Genomic DNA, 18804 nt, shown 5'->3' with positions numbered 1-18804 from the left:
CCATCTGAATACCCCCGACGGCTCGGGAGATCGCCTCGATGAACGCGCCGCTGCCGCAAGAACCGCGGGTCCCCTCCGACAGCATGCCCCCGGGACGGGCCGCGCTCAGCGTGACCTGGGCGGCGCTGCCGGTGCTGACCCTGGGCTACGCCACCCCGTTCACCTTCGCGGTCGCGGCGCTGTGGCGGCGCAACCTGCACCTGCTGCTGGCCTCGGTCGCCTACATCGGGCTGTTCGTGCTGCTGCTGTCGCTCCAGCCGGACATGGGCAAGGAGGACGGCACCGAGCGCGTCGTCGGCGTGCTGATGTTCGTGCTGGCCGTGGTGGGGTGCGCGCACGCGTTCCTGATCCGGGGCCGGGTGTTCGACCCGCACGGGTTGTCGGGCATCGGCAACGAGCAGGTGGTGGAGCGGGTGCGGCGGCAGCGGCTGCTGCGCGACAAGGCCCGCGCGCTGGCCGCCGACGACCCGGGCCTGGCCCGCGAGTTGCGGATCGGCCGCCCGGACCTGCCGCGCCAGTACCAGGACGGCGGGCTGGTCGACGTCAACCACGCGCCGGTCGGGGCGCTGGTGCTGCTGCCCGGCGTCACCCAGGAGCTGGCCGAGCGGATCGAGCGGGTGCGCTCCGACACCGGCGGGTTCATGTCGGCCGAGGAGTTGTCGGCGGTGGCGGGGCTGCCGCCGGAGATCACCTCGGACGTGGCCGACTACGCGGTCTTCATCCGCTGACGGTCCCACCGGCCCCGGCGTCGGTTCCACCCCCGGCATCGCCGCCGACGTCGTCGCCCGGCTTCGCGTAGGAGCCCAGCGGGATGACCAGCGGCGCGCCCGTCACCGGGTCCTCGATCACCTTGGCGGGCAGCCCGAACACCTCCGCCAGCAGTTCCTCGGTCAGCACCTCCGCGGGCGCGCCCCGCGCCACGATCCGGCCGTCGCGCATGGCGACCAGGCGGCGGGCGTAGCGGGCGGCCAGGTTGAGGTCGTGCAGCACCATGACCACCGTGCGGCCGTCGTCCTCGTGCAGCCGCCGCACCAGCTCCAGCACCTCCACCTGGTGGGCGAGGTCCAGGTAGGTGGTGGGCTCGTCCAGCAGCAACAGGCCGGTGTCCTGGGCCAGCGCCATGGAGATCCACACACGCTGCCGCTGGCCGCCCGACAGCTCGTCCAGCATCCGGTCGGCGTGCTCCAGCATGTCGGTCCGGGCCAGCGCGGCGTCCACGGCCTGCTCGTCCCCGGCCGACCACTGCCGGTACCACGCCTGGTGCGGGTGGCGGCCGCGCGCGACCAGGTCGGCGACGGTGAGGCCCTCGGGGGCCTGCGGGGCCTGCGGCAGCACCGCCATGCGGCGGGCGACCTCCTTGGACGGCAGGCGGGCGATGTCGTCGCCGTCCAGCACGACCTGGCCGCCGCGCGGCTTCAGCAGCCGCCCCAGGCCGCGCAGCAGGGTGGACTTGCCGCAACCGTTCGGCCCGATGATCGCGGTGACGCCCGCCCCGGCCAGGTCGAGCGACAGTCCGTCCACCACCAGCCGGTCGCCGTAGCCCAGGCTCAGGCCGCGCGCCTCCAGGTCGCCGGGCGCCGGATCGCTGGCAGCCGGGTCGCCGGGGGCCGGGTCGCCGGGGTGGACGGGCGCGGACTTCACGTGGTGACCTTTCGGCGGGAGCGGACGAGCAGGTACAGCAGGAACGGCGCGCCCAGCACGGCGGTGACCACGCCGACCGGCAGCTCCACGCCGCCGAAGGCGGTGCGGGCGACCAGGTCGGCGCCGACGGTCAGCACCGCGCCGGTGACCAGCGACCCGGCGAGCGGGGGCTGCCCGGTGCCCGCCAGGCGCAGCGCGATCTGCGGGGCGGCCAGCGCGACGAACTCGACCGGCCCGGCCGCGGCGGTGGCGACCGAGGCGAGCGCGACGGCGGCCAGCACGAACAACGAGCGGTCGCGGTCCACGCGCAGGCCGAGGCCGCGCGCGGGCTCGTCGCCGAGCCGCAGCGCGCCGAGGGTGAACGCGCCGACCAGCACCAGCGGGACCAGCACCGCCAGCGCCAGCGCGACCGGCCGCACGTGCTCCCAGCCGCGCGCGTTCAGGCTGCCGGTGATCCACGCCATGGCGCGGCCCGCGTCGTTGACGTCGCCGAGGGTCAGCAGCCACCACTTGACGTTGGCGGCGACGCCCGCGAAGCCGATGCCGACCAGCACCAGCCGGAAGCCGTCCAGGCCGTGCCGCCAGGCCAGCAGGTAGACCGCCAGGCCGCTGACCAGGCCGCCCGCCAGCGCCGCGACGGGGATGCCGACCGAGGCCAGCGTCCCGCCCGCGCCGCCCGCCGCGCTGCCGGTGGCGACCGTCAGCGCGACGATCACGACGCTGGCGCCCTGGCTGATGCCGAGGGTGTCGGGGCTGGCCAGCGCGTTGCGGGACACCGTCTGGGTGAGCGCCCCGGCCAGGCCGAGGGCCGCGCCGACCAGCGCGCCGGTGAGGGCGCGCGGCAGGCGCAGCTCCATGACGACGTAGTGGTTCTCGGGGTCGCCGAGCACGGCGCGGAACACCGCGCCGACGCCGATGGGGAAGTCGCCGCGCCCCATGCTGAGCGCCATCAGCAGCGCGAGGACGGCGAGGCCGCCGGCCACGACCAGGGCGGCGCGCACGCGCAGCCGGAACGAGACCCGCGCGGCCCGCACGGTGAGCGCGACCCGTCCGGCGGGCGCGGCCTTTCCCACCGGACGGCCGGTCATCTGCCCGCTCACAGCCGCACCGGCTTCCGGCGGCGGACCAGCGCGACGAAGAACGGGCCGCCGATCAGCGCGAGCATGATGCCCACCTCCAGCTCGCCGGGCCGCGCCACCAACCGTCCGCCGACGTCGGCGGCCAGCAGCAGCGCCGCGCCGAGCAGCCCGGAGAACGGCAGCAGCCAGCGGTGGTCGGGCCCCGACAACGAGCGCGCCAGATGCGGGACGATCAGGCCGAGGAAGGCCAGCGCGCCGCAGGCCGCCACGGCCGCGCCGGTCAGCAGCGTGATGGCGGTGACGCCGACGGCGCGCGTCAGGCCGACGCGGTGGCCCAGCGAGCGGGCGACGTCCTCGCCGAGCGCCAGCGCGTTCAGGCCGGGCGCGTTGGCCATCGCCAGCACCAGCCCGGCCAGCACGAACGGCAGCAGTCGCGGCAGCAGCTCCGGGTCGCGCCCGGCGATCGCGCCCGCCTGCCAGAACCGGTAGGTGTCCATGGCCTGCTGGTCCAGCAGCACCAGCCCCGACACCAGGCCGTGCAGCAGCGCGGTGACCGCCGCGCCCGCCAGCGCCAGGGTGAGCGGGGTCGCGCCGCCGCGCCCCGCGCCGCCGAACGCGAACACCAGCACGCTGGCCAGCAGCGCCCCGGCGAACCCGAACCACACGTACCCGCGCACGTCGTCCACGCCGAGGGCGAAGATCCCCAGCACCATCGCGAACGCCGCGCCCTGGGTGACGCCGAGCAGCCCGGGGTCGGCGAGGGGGTTGCGGGTGTGGCCCTGCGTCAGCGCGCCCGCGACGCCGAGCGCGACGCCCGCCATCAGCCCGAACGCGGTGCGCGGCACGCGCAGCGAGCGGACGATGATGTCCTCCTCGCTCCCCGCCGGGTGCCACAGCGCCGACCAGACGCCGGACGGCGCGACGGTGCGCGCGCCGACCATGACGCTGGCGGCGGCGAGCAGCGCGGTCAGTGCCAGCAGCGCGACGAGCACGGCCGGGCGGTGCCGGCGCAGCGCGCGGCGGACGCGGCCGGGGCGCGGTCCGGCGGCGAGCCTCCCGCTGCCCCGGCGGGCCGGCAGCGGCCGGGCCGGTGCGGTCACCGCGCCCCCTCCGATCTCAGTACCATCATGATCATGTTAGGTTAGCCTCACCTAAATAAGATGAGCCTCGCCCGACCGAGAAGGAATACTAAATGAGGATGTCGCCGATCCGGCGCGCGGCCGCCGGCGTCGCGGTCGCGGCCGTCACCGTGCTGGGCCTGACGGGCTGCGGTTCCTCCGACGACAAGGCGGCCGCCGACGGCAAGGTCCTGCGCACGGTGCAGCACGCCATGGGCACCACGGAGATCAGGCGCGAGGTGAAGCGGGTCGTCGCGCTCGACCAGTCGTTCGTGGACGCCGCCGTCAGCCTGGACACCGACGTCTACGGCTACACCACCTACCGGTCCATCGAGGAGAAGCTGCCCGACTACCTGGGCGAGGCGGGCCGCAAGCACGGCGCGGAGGCCGAGTCCGTCGGCACCCTCACCGAGCCGAGCCTGGAGAAGGTCAGCGCGCTGCGGCCCGACCTGATCCTGTCGGCCAAGGTCCGGCACGAGGCGCTGTACGGCAAGCTGACCGGCATCGCGCCGACGGTGTTCAGCACCACGACCGGCGGCGTCTGGAAGGACAACGTCCGCCTGGTCGGCAAGGCCCTGGGCAAGGACCAGCTCGCCGAGCAGCGCATCGGCGAGTACGAGACCCGCGCCAAGGCGATCGGCGAGGCGATCAAGAAGAAGAACGGCGGCAAGCTGCCGACCATCTCGGTCGTGCGCTTCACCGACGAGCCGACGGTGCGCCTGTACACCGAGGACTCCTACTCCGGGATCGTGCTCAAGGACGTGGGCTTCCCCCGCCCCGAGGGCCAGCCCACCAGCAAGGACATCTCGGTCGACCTGAGCGAGGAGCGCATCAAGGACCTCGACGCCGAGCAGCTCTTCATCGCCTCCTACCCCGACGAGGCGGGCAAGTCCGCGCAGACGCAGGACAAGTTCAAGAAGAACCCGCTGTGGGGCAAGCTCAAGGGCACCAAGACCGACGTCCCCGACGTCACCTGGATGACGGCCGTCGGCCTCCAGGGCGCGCACGCCGTCCTGGACGACCTGGCCAAGCAGTTCGGCGTCGACCCCGCCCGCAAGTCCTGACGGCACGGCCCACGGCACGATGACGGTCAAGGCGGCGGGCCCCCTGGTGGCCCTGCTCCGGGACATCGCCGCGCGGCGGGACGATCCGCTCGGCGTCGAGCCCGCCCTGCGCGCCGGTGCCGCGCCCGGCCTGCTCGCCGCCACCGATCCGCGGCTGCCGGGCGCGCTCACCGCGAAGGCGGCGACGCGCTGGGACGCGCCGCCGCACATCGCCGCCGCGCTGGCCTGGAAGGGCTACGCGTACTGGACGGCGCTGCCGGTGGCGCTGGGCTGGGCCCTCAACCGCCGGGTCCCGCTGTTCCCGGCGGACGCGACCCTGGTGCGGGTGCTGGACGAGGCGCCCTACCTGGTCGTGGGGCTGCGCGAGGTGAGCGTCGCGGTCACGGCCGCCGACCCGTGCGCGGGCGGTCCCGGGACCGTCGTCGTCCCGGACGAGGCGGCCCTGCTCGCCCTCGTCCGGGACGTCCTGCTGCGCGGCCACTACGTCCCGTTCGTCCGCGCGCTGCGCACCGCGACGCGGGCGGGCGAGCGGGGCCTGTGGGGCACGGCCGCCGAGGCGCTGGCCTCGCCCGTCGCCCACGCGGTCCCCGGCGCGGCCGACGCGGTCCGCGCCCTGCTGGACGGGCTCGGTGCGCCGGTCGCCGGGCTGGTCGAGCTGACGGCCGACCCGCCGTCGGTGCGGCGGCGGACCTGCTGCCAGTGGGTCAAGCTGAGCGGCAACACCGCCTGCTCGACCTGCTGCCTGAACCGCGACCAGTAGGCAGCGATCAGTAGGCGACGGTGATGCGCCGCCCCACGGCCCGGCCCTGCTCCAGCTCGTCCACCAGCGCGACGGCGTAGTCCTCGGCGCTGATGGAGCTGTTGCCCTCGGCGTCGGTCAGCAGCGCGTCGCCGCCGAGCCGGAACGTCCCCGTGCGCTCCCCCGGCCCGATCTCGGCGGCCGGTGAGATGTAGGTCCAGTCCAGATCGCCCGCCTCGGCGCGGATCTCCTTCAGCAGCGCCTCCTGCGCCAGCGACTCCGGCTTGTAGAGCTCGGGGAACTCCGGCGTGCTCACCAGCGTGACGCCGGGCGCGACCTCCAGGCTGCCCGCGCCGCCGACCACGACCAGGCGGCGCACGCCCGCCTTGCGCATGCCCTCCAGCACCGCGTGGCCCGCCGCCAGCAGCGGTTCGACGGCCCCCGACCCGTCGCGCGGCGGCGCGATCGCCAGCACGACCGCGTCGTGGCCCCGGGCGAGCGCGGCGACGCCCTCGGCGTCCGCGGCGTCCAGCCGCTCGGTGCCGTCCGCGCCGCGGCGCGTGGCGCCGGTGACCTCGTGGCCCCGCGCGCGGGCCTCGGCCGCGATCCGGCTCCCGATCATCCCGGTCGCGCCGATCAGCAGAATCCGCATGGTCCCTACCTCCGTCAACAGCGATGACTTCCCTGCTCAGCGCAAAGGTATCCATCGGATACTGGTATCTTCAACGTGCCATGAGTACCTTGGGGAAACCATGAAAGAGCACCTGTTCGCGGGCGACGCCTTCGACCCCGGCTGCCCGACCCGGCTGGTCCTGGACCGCATCGGCGACAAGTGGACGGTGCTGGTCGTGCTGGTCCTGCTGGACGGGCGGCGGCGCTTCTCCGAGCTGCGCGACACCGTCGGCGGCGTCACACCCAAGGTGCTCACCCAGACGTTGCGCACGATGGAGCGCGACGGGCTGCTGACCCGCGAGGTGTTCGCCGAGGTGCCGCCGCGCGTGGAGTACGAGCTGACCGGCCTCGGCCGCTCGCTCCAGGTGCCGATCCGGGCGGTCTCGGACTGGGCCGAGCAGCACGTGCACGCCGTCATGGCGGCCCGCGACCGGCACGACGCGGCGTCCGGCGGCGACGCCTGAGATCCGCGTTCACCCGGAACCGCCGTGCCCGTTTCACCATCCAACCGGACGTAGTGGCCACTTCGGCGCGTCGCCCCTGAAAAGGATCATTAGCGGGCTAGAGTCCGGCGTGGCGGGACACGGGTGAAAGGCGGGGGTCGGCGGCATGATGGGCAAGACGCACGCCCTGAGCGGCGCGCTGTTGTGGCTGGGCGCCGTGCCGTTCCTCAGCCAGGAGCGCCTGATCGGCGACCACGCGGTGGACCTGTCCCCCAAGCAGCTGCTGGCGGGCGCGGTGGTGTGCGCGGGCGCGGCGCTGCTGCCCGACGTGGACCACCACAACGGCCGCATCGCCAACACCTTCGGCCCGATCACCCAGACGTTCTGCAAGTACGTGGGCAAGTTGTCGGGCGGGCACCGGATGGCGACCCACTCGATCCTGTTCGCGGTCGCGATGGGCTTCGCGATGAACTGGCTGGCCACCGACTTCGTGTACGGCTGGTGGGCGGCGCTGTTCGTCATCGTCGGGTTCGGGCTGCGCGGCATCGGCCTGGACTTCGAGGGCAAGGAGCCGCAGTCGGCGCTGGCCGACTGCGCGCTGGCGGCGTTCGCCGTCTACCTCATGCACGACCTGGACATGAGCTTCGCGGGCTTCGCGGTGTTCCTCGGCTGCATCGCGCACATCATCGGCGACAGCCTGACGCCGCGCGGCTGCCCGCTGCTGTGGCCGGTGCCGTGGCGGCTGGAGATCCCGCTGATCCCGCGCACCGACGGCCGGGTCGAGCGCTGGGTGGTGATGCCGCTGCTGCTGCTCGGCGTGGTGGTGCTGACGCTGCGCTCGGTGCTCGGCGACATCACCGCGAGCTGGCTCACCCGGAGCTGACGGTCACTTCAGGTCGGCGAACGCCGCGCAGGTGAGGAGCAGGTGCGTCGCGTCCGGGGGCGGCTCCTGCCGCGTCGTGGAGAGGTAGGACCTGATGACGCCGCTGTCCTCGCCGGGCTCGATCCGCAACGTGGTCCGGCGCACTCCCTGGATCTGCTCGGCGGTGCAGGCGAGCTGCGCCAGCGCCGCCCTCGACCACCGGCGCTTCTCCCCGGCGGTCACCTCCAGCAGGGTGCTCGGCTCCAGCTCCCCCTCCGCGACGATGGTGACGGGGTCCGGGGTGAGCCGGACGCGGGGCACCCGCGTGGTCAGGCCCCTGCGGCGCTCCTCGACGGTCAGCGGGACGCCGAGCTGCGGGATGGCGAGCGTGCCGTGGTCGGGCAGGCCGGGCCGCTGCACCGGCGTCAGCCGGCCGTCCTTCAGCAGGTAGAGGGTGATGGGTCCGGGCCGGTTGCCCGCGATCGGCTTGCTGCCCGCGCTGATGACCCCGGTCGGCCGGATGCCGCAGGCCGTGGCGGCCAGCAGCACCAGGGCGGCGACCGCCGCCGCCGTCGTGTTCCTCACGCGTCCTCCTGTTCCGCGGTGGGCAGCCACAACGTGAAGACCGCGCCGCCGTCGGAGGCGTTGGCGGCCTCCAGCGTCCCGCCGTGCAGCACGGCGTTCTCGCGGGCGATCGCCAGGCCGAGGCCGCTGCCCTCGCTGCGCGTCCGGGCGGCCTCGGCCTTGACGAACCGGTCGAACACCACCGGCAGCACGTCGGCGGGGATGCCGGGCCCGCCGTCGGTGACGGTCAGCACGACGCCGGAGCGGGCGTCGCGGGCGGCGGGGCCGTAGTCCAGCCGGACCGGCGGCGCGCCGTGCTTGAGGGCGTTGCCGACCAGGTTGGCGACGATCACGTCGAAGCGGCGCGGGTCCAGCCGCACCACCAGCTCGTCCGGGCCGGTCACGGTGACCCGACCGGTCTGGCCGCGCGCCGCCAGCGTCCCGGCGACCGCCTCGCCGAGCAGCACGTCGTCCAGTTGCAGCACCGCCGCGCCCGCGTCGAACCGGCTGATCTCGATGAGGTGGTCGACCAGCGCGCCCAGCCGCCGGGTCTCGGCGGCGACCAGCCGGGCGGCGGTCCCGCCCGCGCCGTCCCGCCCGCCGTCCTCGGTCAGCACATCGGTGACGGCGAGCATGGCGGTGAGCGGGGTGCGCAGCTCGTGCGACACGTCGGCCACGAAGCGGCGGGAGGCGGCGTCCATCGCGCGCAGCTCGGTCACCGTGCGCTCCAGCGCCTGCGCGGTGGCGTTGAAGGTGCGGGCGAGGTCGGCCAGCTCGTCGCGGCCGCGCGCCGGAACTCGCGTGGCCAGGTCGCCGTCGCCCAGGGCGCGGGCGGCCCGGCCCAGGCGGCGCACCGGGCGCAGCACGCCGCGCGCCGCCAGCAGCGCCAGCAGCAGGGCGAAGGCCAGCGCGGCGGCGTCGGCGATCAGCAGCGAGCGGGTGAACGAGCGGAGCTGGCGGGCCTCGCGTCCCAGGTCCACCGACACGAACACGATGGGCGGGGTGGTGCGCTGCGCCTCCGCGCCCTCGGCCTGCTCGCCCATCTGCTCGCCCGCCTGCGCGCCGATGAGCAGGTAGGGACGGCCGTCGCGCACGACCCGCTGGAAGACCATGCCGTGTGCCGCGCGCTGTGCGAACTCCTGCGTGACCGGCACGTGCAGGACCGCGTCCGCCACCGGCTCCCGCTCCTCCCGCGGCGCTGCCGGATCCTCGCCCCCGCGCGGGAAGGACGGCAGCACGATGGGGCCCTGCCATGCCATCGGCCCGGCATAGGCGAGCCGCCGGTCGTCGGAGGCGTACAGCCGCCGCATCAGGTCCGCAGCCAGGACGTCGGTGGTGTCGGGCGGGATCCGGTCCGGGACGGTGCGGGCGATGATCTCGCGGACCTCGGTGAGCGCGGTGTCCTGCGCGGCGGCCAGCATGCTGCGCCGCACCAGCACGTAGGAGATGCCGGAGGCCAGCACCGACGCCAGCAGCGCCACGGCCAGGAACGCGGCCGTCAGCCGGACGCGCAGGCCGGTGAGCCACCAGCGCCGCTCCGCCGCCGCGCGCCGTCGGAACGGCGGCCGGAACGGGCGGATCGGGCGAAGCGGGCGGCGCAAGTGGGGCAGGCGAGGCTGGCGCGGGCGGCCGGTCACGGCGCGACGAAGCGGTAGCCGAAACCCCGGACGGTCTCGATGCGGCGCGGCTCGGCCGGATCGTCCTCGATCTTGGCGCGGACCCGCTGCACGCACGCGTCCACCAGCCGCGAGTCACCGGGCCGGTCCAGCTCCCACACCGCCGCCAGGAGCTGCTGGCGGGTCATGGCGTGCCCGGGGCGGCGGGTCAGCTCCAGCAGCAGCCGCAGCTCGGTCGGGGTGAGGCGGATGTCGCGCCCGGCCCGGGTGACCTTCAGCGAGGTGCGGTCGACCACCAGGTCGCCGTAGGCGGACCGGTCGGGGTGGGTGTGCTCGGCGCGGCGCAGCACCGCGCGGATGCGGGCGTCCAGCACCCGGGGCTCGACCGGCTTGACCACGTAGTCGTCGGCGCCCGCCTCCAGGCCCAGCACCACGTCCAGGTCGTCGCCGCGCGCGGTGAGCAGGATGACCGGCAGGGTGTCGGCGCGCCGGATGCGGCGGCAGACCTCGATGCCGTCGATGCCGGGCAACATGACGTCCAGCACCGCGATCTCCGGGCGGCGGGCGCGCAGCGCGTCCAGGCCGTCCTCGCCGGTGGCGCGGGCGGTCACCCGGTGCCCCTGCCGGGTCAGCGCCAGCTCCAGCGCGGTGCGGGCCGAGGGGTCGTCCTCGACGAAGAGAATGCTCGCCACCCGCCCATTATCGGGCCGCCCACCAGCGAACCGATCTTTTGTCACGAAACCCGGACATCGCGCGGACAAGATCGGGACAGTGCGCCGGGACGGTGGGGTGCCATGACCCTGCTGATTCCCCCAGCCCCTCCGGTCGCCGCCGCCCGCGCCGCCGAGCCCGGCCGGGCGCTCGCCCGCCGCGCCGCGCTGCTGCTGGCGCTGGGCTGGCTCGGCCAGGTGTGCGTGCGGCTGTGGTTCGCGCGGGCGCGGACCGGGCCGGTGGCCGACCCCGACGAGACCGGCTACCTGGCGGCGGCGCGCTGGCTCGCCGGCGGCCCGGGGGCCGACCTGTCCGGCAACACCTTCTACCAGGTCGGATACCCGCTGCTGCTGACGCCCCTGCGGTGGGTGACGCACGATCCGGCGACGCTCTACACGCTGGTGATGGTCCTGAACGCGCTGGTGGCCTCGGCGGTGTTCCCGCTGGGGTACCTGGCGGCGCGGCGGCTGGGGCTCGGCGTCCCGGCGGCGCTGCCGCTGGCGTGGGCGGCGGCGCTGCTCCCGGCGGTGACGTTCTTCGACGCGTTCGCGCTGGCGGACGCGGTGCTGCCGGTGGTGGTGCTGGGCTGGCTGCTGCTGCTCGACCGGTTCGCGCGCGGGGGCCGGGCCGGGGACGCGGTGGCGGCGAGCCTGGTCGCCGCCTACGCCTCCACGATCCACACGCGCGGCACGATCCTGCTGGCCGTGCACGTGGCCGCGCTGGTGCTGCTCGCGCTCCGAGACGTCCCGTGGCTCCGGCGACCTGCCTTGCGCGGGCTGTGGCGGCGTCCCGGGATAGAACGGCGGCAGGGCGCGTCGCGTGGGACGCGGCGGCGGGCCATGCTGGAGCGGCAGCGGGGCTCGGGGCGTAGGACATGGTGGCTGCCCACGCTGGAGCAGTGGCGGGGCGCGTCGTGTGGGGTGTGGTGGCGGGCGTGCGTCGGGATCGCCGTCGCGGTCGCGGGGTATGCCGCCGGGGCTGCGCTGAACGGGATGTTGCGCGCGGAGCTGTATCCGGGCGGTACCCGTGATCTGGGCGCGAACATCGTCGACCGCGTCACCAGCCTCGAAGGGCAGGCGCGGGCCCTGTCGGGCGCGGCCGGGCAGATCTGGTACCTGGCGGTGTCCACCTGGGGGCTCGGCGGTGTCGGGCTCGTGGCGGCCGTCGCCGTCCTGGCGCGCCGTCGCACGCCCGCCTCCACCCGTCTCATGGCGGCGGCGCTGCTGGCGCTGACTTTCGGCATCGCCTACGCGTCGGCGGCGGCGCTGGCGGACGAGCACCGGGTCGGCAACTTCGCCTACGGCCGGTACCTGTCGTGCCTGGCGCTGGTCCACACCCTGGTCGGGCTCGCGGTGCTGGTGCGCGCGGGCCTGCGCACCGCCGTGCGGGCCTCGCTCGCGGCGGGCGCGGTGATCGCGCTGGCCGGGACGGCGGTGGTGGCGTACGCGGGCGGGCGGCTGCGCACGCACAAGTACATCGCGTTCGACTTCCCCGAGACCGGCTTCCTGACCGGCTCCCGGACGGAACTCCACCTGGTCGGCGCGTCGCTGGCGGCGTGCGGGCTGCTGGCGGCGTTCCTGGTGGCGCGGCGGTTCGGGTGGCCCGCGTTGACGATCGGGCTGGCGGGGGTCAGCCTGGCCGCGACGACGTTCGCCATGGGGCCGTCCCCCGCGCGGGCGGCCCCGGTCTCGCCGCTGCCGGGAGCGGCGTCCGGCGGTGTGGTGTCCGACCCCTCGCTGCCCTGGTTCGTGCACGTCAAGCTGGTGCAGCCGGTCTGGTGGACGCGCGTGACGGTGCTCGACGTGCGGCGCGCCCCGCTGCCCGAGGGGACGTGCTCGGTCGCCCTCGCGCCGCCGCCGGGGACCGCGCCCGAGGCGTCCTGGCCCGGCCACCCGGCGGGCTGGCGCGCCCATCCGCGCGAGTCCTTCGGCGCATCGTGGACGGTCTGGCGGAACCCGCGTTGCGCGGATGACTGACGCGGGCGGTCAACACGGGCGGCTGACGCGGGCGGCTGGCGGCGCGGCCCGGCGGCACTTCGGGGCCCCGGCCGGTCGCCCGGCCGGGGCCCACCCCTCCTAGAAGCGCACGACCAGGGCGATCCGGTCGTGATCGACGAGGAACCCGTCCGAGACGAAGGTCACCTCGCCGCCGTACTCCAGCGTGGTCTCGATGACGTTGTCCACCACGTCGTCCACGACGTCGGCGCCCCGCAGCGCGCCGTGCGGGCCCTCCACCGGCACCAGCTCGTCGTCGGTCTTCACGGCCGGGGCGTAGTAGCCGCGCTCGACCACCAGGTGCTCGCCGCGGCCCTCCTCCACCAGCCGCATGACCTCGCCGAGGCCGCCCGCGTAGCGCTGGAGGCTGCGCGCGGCCTCCAGCTCGGTCAGCACCGCCACCTCCCGCAGGTCCTCGTAGGCGTGCAGCACCGGGCGGGCCAGCTCGGCCAGCGTCGTGGCGGGGGCGCCCTCGTAGGCGCCGTCGATCCGGCCCGCGATCGTGACGTGCGGCCCGGCGGCGTCGTCGAAGAACGCCTGGTGCCGGGTCACCCCGGCGACGATCACCGGCCGCCGGTCGTGCGCCAGCCTCCGTTCCAGCGCCGTCACGACGTTCTTGATGAGCAGCCGGTGCTGGTCGTCGCCGTGCCGGGCGCCGCGCGGCGAGGCCCGGCCCACCGACTCGTCCTCGCGGAGGTCGGGTTTCAGCGGGAAGCCGCCGCCGGTGACCTCGATCAGCTCCTCGCCCCGGCCGTCCCACAACCGCGCGCACTGGTCCGACAACGACACCAGCCAGTAGCTGGAGCGGCGGGTGTAGGCGGCGACCAGGTCGCGGGTGGCGAAGGTCGTGTCGACCACGACCCGCTCGTCCACCGGCTGGTCGACGGTGAAGGCGTGGTGCTCGCCGTCGGGCGCGGCGAACAGCACCAGGCCGTCCTCGGCGTGCCGCAGGTCGACGTCCCGCACGGCGTGCTCCAGGCCGCGCAGCACCTCCTCGGCGGTGGCCGGGGCGACCCGGCCGTCCTCGTGGAGGCGGCGGCGCACCTCGGCCAGCAGGTTGCGCAGCCGGATGGGGTCCTGCCGGTTGCCCGGCTCGCGCCGGTGCGTCGGCATCAGCACCGAGACGGCCGGGAAGGTCCGCGGCTTGCGCAGTTCGGACAGAGTGACGGCGTCCATGATCCCCCGATCGGAAGTCCTGCTCCTCTGTAGTCCCCTTTGTAACGAACCGCAGGTAAACGCCGTGTAAGCGGCGAATGAGGATCGCGCCGGTTAAAGCGCCGCCCCGACCAACGTCAAGATCACGCAGTGCCCGCGCGCCGCGACGGCTGGAGTGCGCCCGAGTGGGGATGAGAACCACCGGAGGTGGGCTCTGGTGGATTCTCTGGTGCACGCGAACGGGCGGCGGACGGCGGCGGGCGCGGCCGTCCTGGCCGGGGCGCTGCTGCTGTCGGGTTGCGGGGGCGGCGGGTCCTCGTCGTCGTCGGCGACCCCGGCGTCGCCGGCGGGCTCGACGCCGGTGCCGGTCGAGGGCGCGGCCGGGCAGCTGGAGGCGCAGTACGAGCAGGTCGTCACCGACGTGCTGCCCTCGGTGGTGCAGATCGAGACCGACTCGGGCGAGGGCTCGGGGGTGGTCTACGACGGGCAGGGCAACATCGTCACCAACGCGCACGTGGTGGCGGGGGCCCGCCGGATCGAGGTGACGGCGGCCAGCGGCGGGCAGCCGCTGAAGGCCGAGCTGGTCGGCTCGTTCCCCGCCGACGACCTGGCGGTGGTGCGGGTGTCGGGCGGCTCGCTGAAACCGGCGCGGTTCGGCGACTCCGGCAAGGCCAGGGTGGGCCAGATCGTGCTGGCCATGGGCAACCCGCTGGGCCTGTCGGGCAGCGTCTCCAACGGCATCGTGTCGGCGCTGAACCGCACGGTGTCCACCAAGCGCGAGGGGGCCTTCCCCGGCGCGACCATCGGCAACGCGCTCCAGACCAGCGCCGCCATCAACCCCGGCAACAGCGGCGGCGCGCTGGTCACGCTGAACGGCGAGGTCATCGGCATCCCGACCGCCGCCGCCTCCGACCCGCAGATGGGCGGCGCGGCGGTCGGCATCGGCTTCGCCACGCCCAGCAACACCGTGCGGCAGATCGCGCCGCAGCTCATCCAGTCCGGGAAGGTCTCCAACTCCGGCCGCGCCGCGCTCGGCGTGACGGTGCGCACCCTCATCGACCCGCAGAGCCTGCAGCAGACGGCGGTGGGCGTGGTGGACGTCACCCGGGGCGGACCGGCCGACAAGGCGGGCATCAAGGCCGACGAGCTGATCCTGTCGGTCAACGGCGCCGCGACGCCCAACCAGACGGCGCTGTCGGAGGCGCTGGTGAAGCTCAAGCCGGGCGACGTGGCCAAGGTCGAGGTGCAGAGCACCGACGGGGCCAAGCGCACCGTCGACGTGACGCTGGGGCAGCTCCCCAGCTCCTGACCGGGCGACCGGCGCGGCGGTCCACGGGCCGCCGCGCCGGGCCTGAACGGTCAGAGGCGCTCGCGCAGCTCCCGCTTGAGGATCTTCCCGGCGGCCGAGACCGGGATCTCGTCCACGAACCGCACCTCGCGCAACTTCTTGTAAGGCACGACCTGCGCGTTGACGTGCGCCAGCAGTTCCTCGGCCGTCACTTCGCCCGAGCGGACGACGAACGCCGTCGGCAGCTCCCCGGCCGCCGGGTCGGGACGGCCGATCACCGCCGCGTTGGCGACGGCGGGGTGGGCGAAGAGCTTCTCCTCCAGCTCGCGCGGGTACACGTTGTAGCCGTTGTAGAGCAGCATGTCCTTCTTGCGGTCGACGATGGCCAGGTAGCCGTCCTCGTCGAGCACGCCGATGTCGCCGGTGCGCAACCAGCCGTCCTCGCCCAGCACCTCGGCGGTGGCCTCGGGCCGGTTCAGGTACCCGGCCATGATCTGCGGGCCCTTGGCGCAGACCTCGCCCTCCTCCCCCGGCGGCAGGCCCGGGGTGGCGTCGGTGACGGTCTCGGCCGCCACCGGAACGATCTTGATCTGGGTGTCGGCGACCGGCCGCCCCACCGTGCCGACCCTGCGCACGCCCGACACCGCCGCCGGGTTGGTGGTCAGGCCCATCGACGCCTCGGTCAGGCCGTACGCCTCGACCACGACCGCGTCCGGGAAGATCGCGCCGAGCCGGCCCAGCATCTCGTGCGACAGCGGCGCGGCCCCCGACCGGATCGCCTGCACCGACGACAGGTCGCGCTCGCCGAACGAGGGGTCGGCCAGCAGCGCCGAGAACAGCGCGGGCGCGCCGCCGAGGCCGGTGGCGCGGAACTTCTCCATGTCGGCCAGGAACGCCGGGACGTCCAGGCGCGGGTGCACCACGATCGTGGTCCCCGACAGCAGCAGGCTGCTGAGGTAGCCGATGGTGCCCATGGCGTGGAACCAGGGGGCGACGTTGACGAGGACGGCCGAGCCGAGCGGCACCGGGTACTCGGCGGGGTCGTAGTCGCCCTCCAGGACCAGCCCGCCCCGCGCGTCCAGGCCGGGGACCGAGCCGGAACCGGCGCAGGCGAACTGGAGGGTGTTCACCACCACGTTGCGGTGCGTCAGCATGACGCCCTTGGAGCGGCCGGTAGTGCCGCCGGTGTAGGCGATGTGCGCCAGCGCCGCCCGCGTGTCGATCTCGACGGCGGGCGGCTCGTCGGGCTGGCCCTCCCCGACCTGCTCGAACGCGACGCCGTTGGCGGCGAACGCCCCGTCGCACAACGTCGCCAGGTCCACCGGCCCGAGCGCCCCGACGACGATCACCGTGGCGACCTTGGTGCGGCCGACCGCCTCGGCGACCGATCCGGCGACCAGGTCCAGGGTGACCACGGTCGTGGCGGCGCAGTCGTCGAGCTGGAAGGCCAGGTCGTCGGGCGGCAGCAGCGGGTTGCAGGGCGAGAAGGTCGCCCCGGCCAGCAGCGTGCCGTAGTAGGCGAAGGCGAACTCCGGCACGTTGGGCAGGTGCAGGGCCACCACGTCGCCCTGGCCGACGCCCCGCGCGCGCAGCCCGTGGGCGAAGCGCGCCGACTCCCGGGCCAGCTCGGTGTAGGAGATGTCGCGGCCCATGTAGTGCAGGGCGGTGCGGTCGGTCCAGCGGCGGGCCGCGCCGGTCAGGACCGCGCCGACCGGCACGTCGGGGTAGTCCAGAGAAACAGCAGGAGACGTCGCGCCCATCGTCGTCCTTCCGGGATCAGTGCAGGTGGCGCGGGTCCAGGCCGGACCCGCGCCCCCAAATAGAATCGCGTTCTGATCCTCGGGCGCAAGAGCCCGCTTACCCGGGGACGATGAATCCGGTCTCGTAGGCCAGGATCACCGCCTGGGTGCGGTCGCGGGCCTGGAGCTTGGCCAGGACGTTGCCGACGTGGGTCTTGACGGTCTGCGGGCTGACGAACAGCTCGGCGGCGATCTCGGCGTTGGAGCGGCCCTTGGCCATCAGCCGCAACACGTCGGCCTCGCGCTCGGTGAGCCGGTCGTGCCAGCGCGCCCCGCGTCCGGCGGCCCGCGCGGCGGGCCCGTGCTCGGCGGCCAGCGCGCGGATCGCCGCCGGGAACAGCAGGCTGTCGCCGTGCACGACCATCCGGATCGCCTGGAGGATCTCCTCGGGGCGGGTGCGCTTGAGCAGGAAGCCGCTGGCCCCGGCCTTGAGCGCGTCGTAGACGTACTCGTCGTTCTCGAAGGTGGTCACCACGAGGACGCGCGGCGGCTCGGCCATCGTCTCCAGCAGGCGCCGGGTGGCCTGGATGCCGTCCAGCCGGGGCATCCGCACGTCCATCAGCACCACGTCGGGCCGCAGCCGCGACACCTGGCCGGGCACCTCGGCCCCGTCGCCGGCCTCGCCGACCACCGCCAGGTCGGGCTCGGCGTCGATGATGGCCGCGAGGCCCGCGCGGATCAGCCGCTCGTCGTCCACCAGCAGCACCCTGATCGTCATGATCCGGACCTTAGCGGCAGCTCCACCCGCACGCGCCACTCTCCCGCCTCGGGCCCGGCCGCCATCGTGCCGCGCAGCACCGTCACCCGCTCGCGGACGCCGCCGAGGCCCCGGCCGCCGCCATGATCCCCGCCTGCCGCGTCGCGCCCGGCCAGCGGGTTGTCCATCCCGATCTCCAGCCGCTCTCCGCGCACCGCGATCCGCAGCCGGACCGGGACCTTGCCCGCGTGCCGCAGGGCGTTGGTGAGCCCTTCCTGCACGATCCGGTACGCCTCGCGCGACACCGCCGCCGGGACGTGCTCCAGCTCCGCGCCGATCTCGGCGTCGATCTTCACGCCCGCGATGCGGGTCTGCTCCAGCAGCCGTTCCAGATCGCCGAGCGTGGGTTGCGGCGCGGTCCGCGCCCCGTCCTCGCGGCGGTCCTCGCGCAGCAGGCCCAGCACGTGGTCCAGGTCCTCCAGCGCGGCGCGCGCCGACTCCTCGATGGCGCCCAGCGCCTGCCGCGCGAAGTCGGGGTCGCGGTCCAGCACCCGCCCGGCCGCGGCCGCCTGGAGCGTCACCACGCTCAGCGCGTGCCCGACGGAGTCGTGCAGCTCGCGGGCCAGCCGGTTGCGCTCGGCCAGGCGGCGCGCGGCGGCCTCCAGCTCGGCCACCCGCTCGGCCGGGGACGGCCCCAGCAGCACCGGGCCGAGGCGGCTCAGCCCGGCCCCGGCCAGCACGATCAGGCCCAGCAGCGCCAGCAGCGTCAGCAGCCCGGCGGGCGGGGCCAGCCACACCCAGCCGCTGTGCTTCCACGCGTACAGCGGGCCGGGGTCGGCGGCGCTGCCCAGCCCCCAGTCGATCACCGGCAGCAGCCCCAGCACGACCGCGAACGGCGGCACCGCCAGGCTCATCGCGCTGACCACCACGCCGACGTGCAGGTGCGCGCCGAACCACAGGCCGGTCCGCGCGCGGGTCTGCCAGGAGGACGTCATCGCCGGGCGCAGCGCGGCGCTCGGCCCGCGCAGCAGCTCCCTGGCGGCGGTCGCCTCCAGGTACCGCACCGCCGGGACCAGACCGGTGACGAACGTGGCGGGCAGCGGGAACAACAACATCACCAGACCCACGAGCCCCGGCCGCTGGGTCGGCAGCAGCGAGGCCAGCACCATGCCGAGGAACCAGTACGGCATGAGCAGGGCGCCGCCGATCACCAGATGCGCCCAGCGGCGCCAGGTCGCCGGGGCGCGCACGGCGCGCGTCAACAGGAGCACGCCCCGATCCTGGCAGCGCGCCGGGACCGGGGCATCCCCCGCGCGGGCTAGTCAGTGTTTCGAAGGCCCGGCCCAGGAGGGCTCGCCTGGC

18 protein-coding genes are annotated in these 18804 nt (G+C 74.9%); 7 read left to right on the top strand and 11 right to left on the bottom strand.

The genetic code is table 11. The annotated features are described in order from the left end of the window. Positions 1–83: 83 nt before the first annotated feature. Positions 84–728, top strand: coding sequence for a ComEA family DNA-binding protein (locus tag AH6_RS38190; RefSeq protein WP_245679650.1), 645 nt, complete (start codon positions 84–86; stop codon positions 726–728). Here AH6_RS38190 and AH6_RS38185 read toward each other — a convergent pair. The 3 genes from AH6_RS38185 to AH6_RS38175 are packed head-to-tail and all read right to left on the bottom strand — an operon-like array spanning position 718 to position 3820. Beyond that, entirely contained in the window at positions 718–1641 is a 924-nt protein-coding gene (locus AH6_RS38185) for an ABC transporter ATP-binding protein (protein WP_218006024.1), read from the bottom strand. The genes AH6_RS38190 and AH6_RS38185 overlap by 11 nt on opposite strands. Then, complete coding sequence (locus tag AH6_RS38180) at positions 1638–2741, bottom strand: FecCD family ABC transporter permease (protein WP_245679649.1); 1104 nt, start codon at positions 2739–2741, stop codon at positions 1638–1640. The genes AH6_RS38185 and AH6_RS38180 overlap by 4 nt, the downstream gene beginning before the upstream one ends. Next, positions 2738–3820 carry a FecCD family ABC transporter permease gene (locus tag AH6_RS38175; RefSeq protein WP_083983863.1) on the bottom strand — a complete coding sequence of 361 codons (1083 nt, stop codon included), beginning with the start codon at positions 3818–3820 and terminating at the stop codon, positions 2738–2740. The genes AH6_RS38180 and AH6_RS38175 overlap by 4 nt, the downstream gene beginning before the upstream one ends. A 92-nt stretch (positions 3821–3912) precedes the next feature. Between AH6_RS38175 and AH6_RS38170 the strand changes: the two genes are divergently transcribed. Continuing rightward, positions 3913–4902, top strand: coding sequence for an ABC transporter substrate-binding protein (locus AH6_RS38170; protein WP_157431967.1), 990 nt, complete (start codon positions 3913–3915; stop codon positions 4900–4902). Between the two features lie 19 nt (positions 4903–4921). After that, a complete protein-coding gene (locus AH6_RS38165) occupies positions 4922–5662 on the top strand; it encodes a hypothetical protein (protein WP_067490523.1) in 741 nt (246 codons plus the stop codon). 7 nt (positions 5663–5669) lie between these two features. On the opposite strand, the gene AH6_RS38160 is transcribed toward AH6_RS38165, so the two are convergent. Beyond that, positions 5670–6293 (bottom strand): NAD(P)-dependent oxidoreductase, encoded by a 624-nt coding sequence (locus AH6_RS38160; RefSeq protein WP_067490522.1) that lies wholly within the window; start codon positions 6291–6293, stop codon positions 5670–5672. A gap of 100 nt (positions 6294–6393) precedes the next feature. Here AH6_RS38160 and AH6_RS38155 point away from each other — a divergent pair, with 100 nt between their 5' ends. Continuing rightward, positions 6394–6777, top strand: coding sequence for a winged helix-turn-helix transcriptional regulator (locus AH6_RS38155; RefSeq protein WP_067490520.1), 384 nt, complete (start codon positions 6394–6396; stop codon positions 6775–6777). Between the two features lie 145 nt (positions 6778–6922). After that, positions 6923–7639, top strand: coding sequence for a metal-dependent hydrolase (locus tag AH6_RS38150; protein ID WP_174555159.1), 717 nt, complete (start codon positions 6923–6925; stop codon positions 7637–7639). A gap of 3 nt (positions 7640–7642) precedes the next feature. Here AH6_RS38150 and AH6_RS38145 read toward each other — a convergent pair whose 3' ends face one another. From AH6_RS38145 to AH6_RS38135, 3 genes are read right to left on the bottom strand one after another with little or no spacing between them, the layout of a single operon-like run. Continuing rightward, positions 7643–8203 carry a hypothetical protein gene (locus AH6_RS38145; RefSeq protein WP_067490517.1) on the bottom strand — a complete coding sequence of 187 codons (561 nt, stop codon included), beginning with the start codon at positions 8201–8203 and terminating at the stop codon, positions 7643–7645. Then, positions 8200–9783: an ATP-binding protein gene (locus AH6_RS38140; protein WP_245679648.1), complete on the bottom strand. Its 1584-nt coding sequence runs from the start codon at positions 9781–9783 to the stop codon at positions 8200–8202. The genes AH6_RS38145 and AH6_RS38140 overlap by 4 nt, the downstream gene beginning before the upstream one ends. Positions 9784–9815: 32 nt before the next feature. After that, positions 9816–10490 carry a response regulator gene (locus AH6_RS38135; protein WP_067490514.1) on the bottom strand — a complete coding sequence of 225 codons (675 nt, stop codon included), beginning with the start codon at positions 10488–10490 and terminating at the stop codon, positions 9816–9818. Between the two features lie 102 nt (positions 10491–10592). Between AH6_RS38135 and AH6_RS38130 the strand changes: the two genes are divergently transcribed. Next, positions 10593–12485, top strand: coding sequence for a hypothetical protein (locus AH6_RS38130; RefSeq protein ID WP_067490512.1), 1893 nt, complete (start codon positions 10593–10595; stop codon positions 12483–12485). A 99-nt stretch (positions 12486–12584) separates the two neighbouring features. On the opposite strand, the gene AH6_RS38125 is transcribed toward AH6_RS38130, so the two are convergent. Next, positions 12585–13679: a baeRF3 domain-containing protein gene (locus tag AH6_RS38125; RefSeq protein ID WP_067490509.1), complete on the bottom strand. Its 1095-nt coding sequence runs from the start codon at positions 13677–13679 to the stop codon at positions 12585–12587. 196 nt (positions 13680–13875) lie between these two features. On the opposite strand from AH6_RS38125, the gene AH6_RS38120 reads away from it, so the two are divergent. Beyond that, positions 13876–14967 carry a S1C family serine protease gene (locus AH6_RS38120; protein ID WP_245679647.1) on the top strand — a complete coding sequence of 364 codons (1092 nt, stop codon included), beginning with the start codon at positions 13876–13878 and terminating at the stop codon, positions 14965–14967. Positions 14968–15017: 50 nt separating this feature from the next. On the opposite strand, the gene AH6_RS38115 is transcribed toward AH6_RS38120, so the two are convergent. The 3 genes from AH6_RS38115 to AH6_RS38105 form a co-directional block, all read right to left on the bottom strand. Beyond that, complete coding sequence (locus AH6_RS38115; RefSeq protein WP_067490504.1) at positions 15018–16706, bottom strand: class I adenylate-forming enzyme family protein; 1689 nt, start codon at positions 16704–16706, stop codon at positions 15018–15020. Between the two features lie 97 nt (positions 16707–16803). Further along, complete coding sequence (locus AH6_RS38110) at positions 16804–17463, bottom strand: response regulator transcription factor (protein WP_067490502.1); 660 nt, start codon at positions 17461–17463, stop codon at positions 16804–16806. After that, positions 17460–18713 (bottom strand): sensor histidine kinase, encoded by a 1254-nt coding sequence (locus tag AH6_RS38105; protein ID WP_067490499.1) that lies wholly within the window; start codon positions 18711–18713, stop codon positions 17460–17462. The genes AH6_RS38110 and AH6_RS38105 overlap by 4 nt, the downstream gene beginning before the upstream one ends. Positions 18714–18804 lie beyond the last annotated feature (91 nt).

Origin of the sequence: Actinomadura hibisca NBRC 15177 (genome assembly GCF_001552635.1) — a bacterium.
Taxonomy (GTDB): domain Bacteria; phylum Actinomycetota; class Actinomycetes; order Streptosporangiales; family Streptosporangiaceae; genus Spirillospora; species Spirillospora hibisca.
This window is presented reverse-complemented; position numbering and strand designations above follow the sequence as displayed.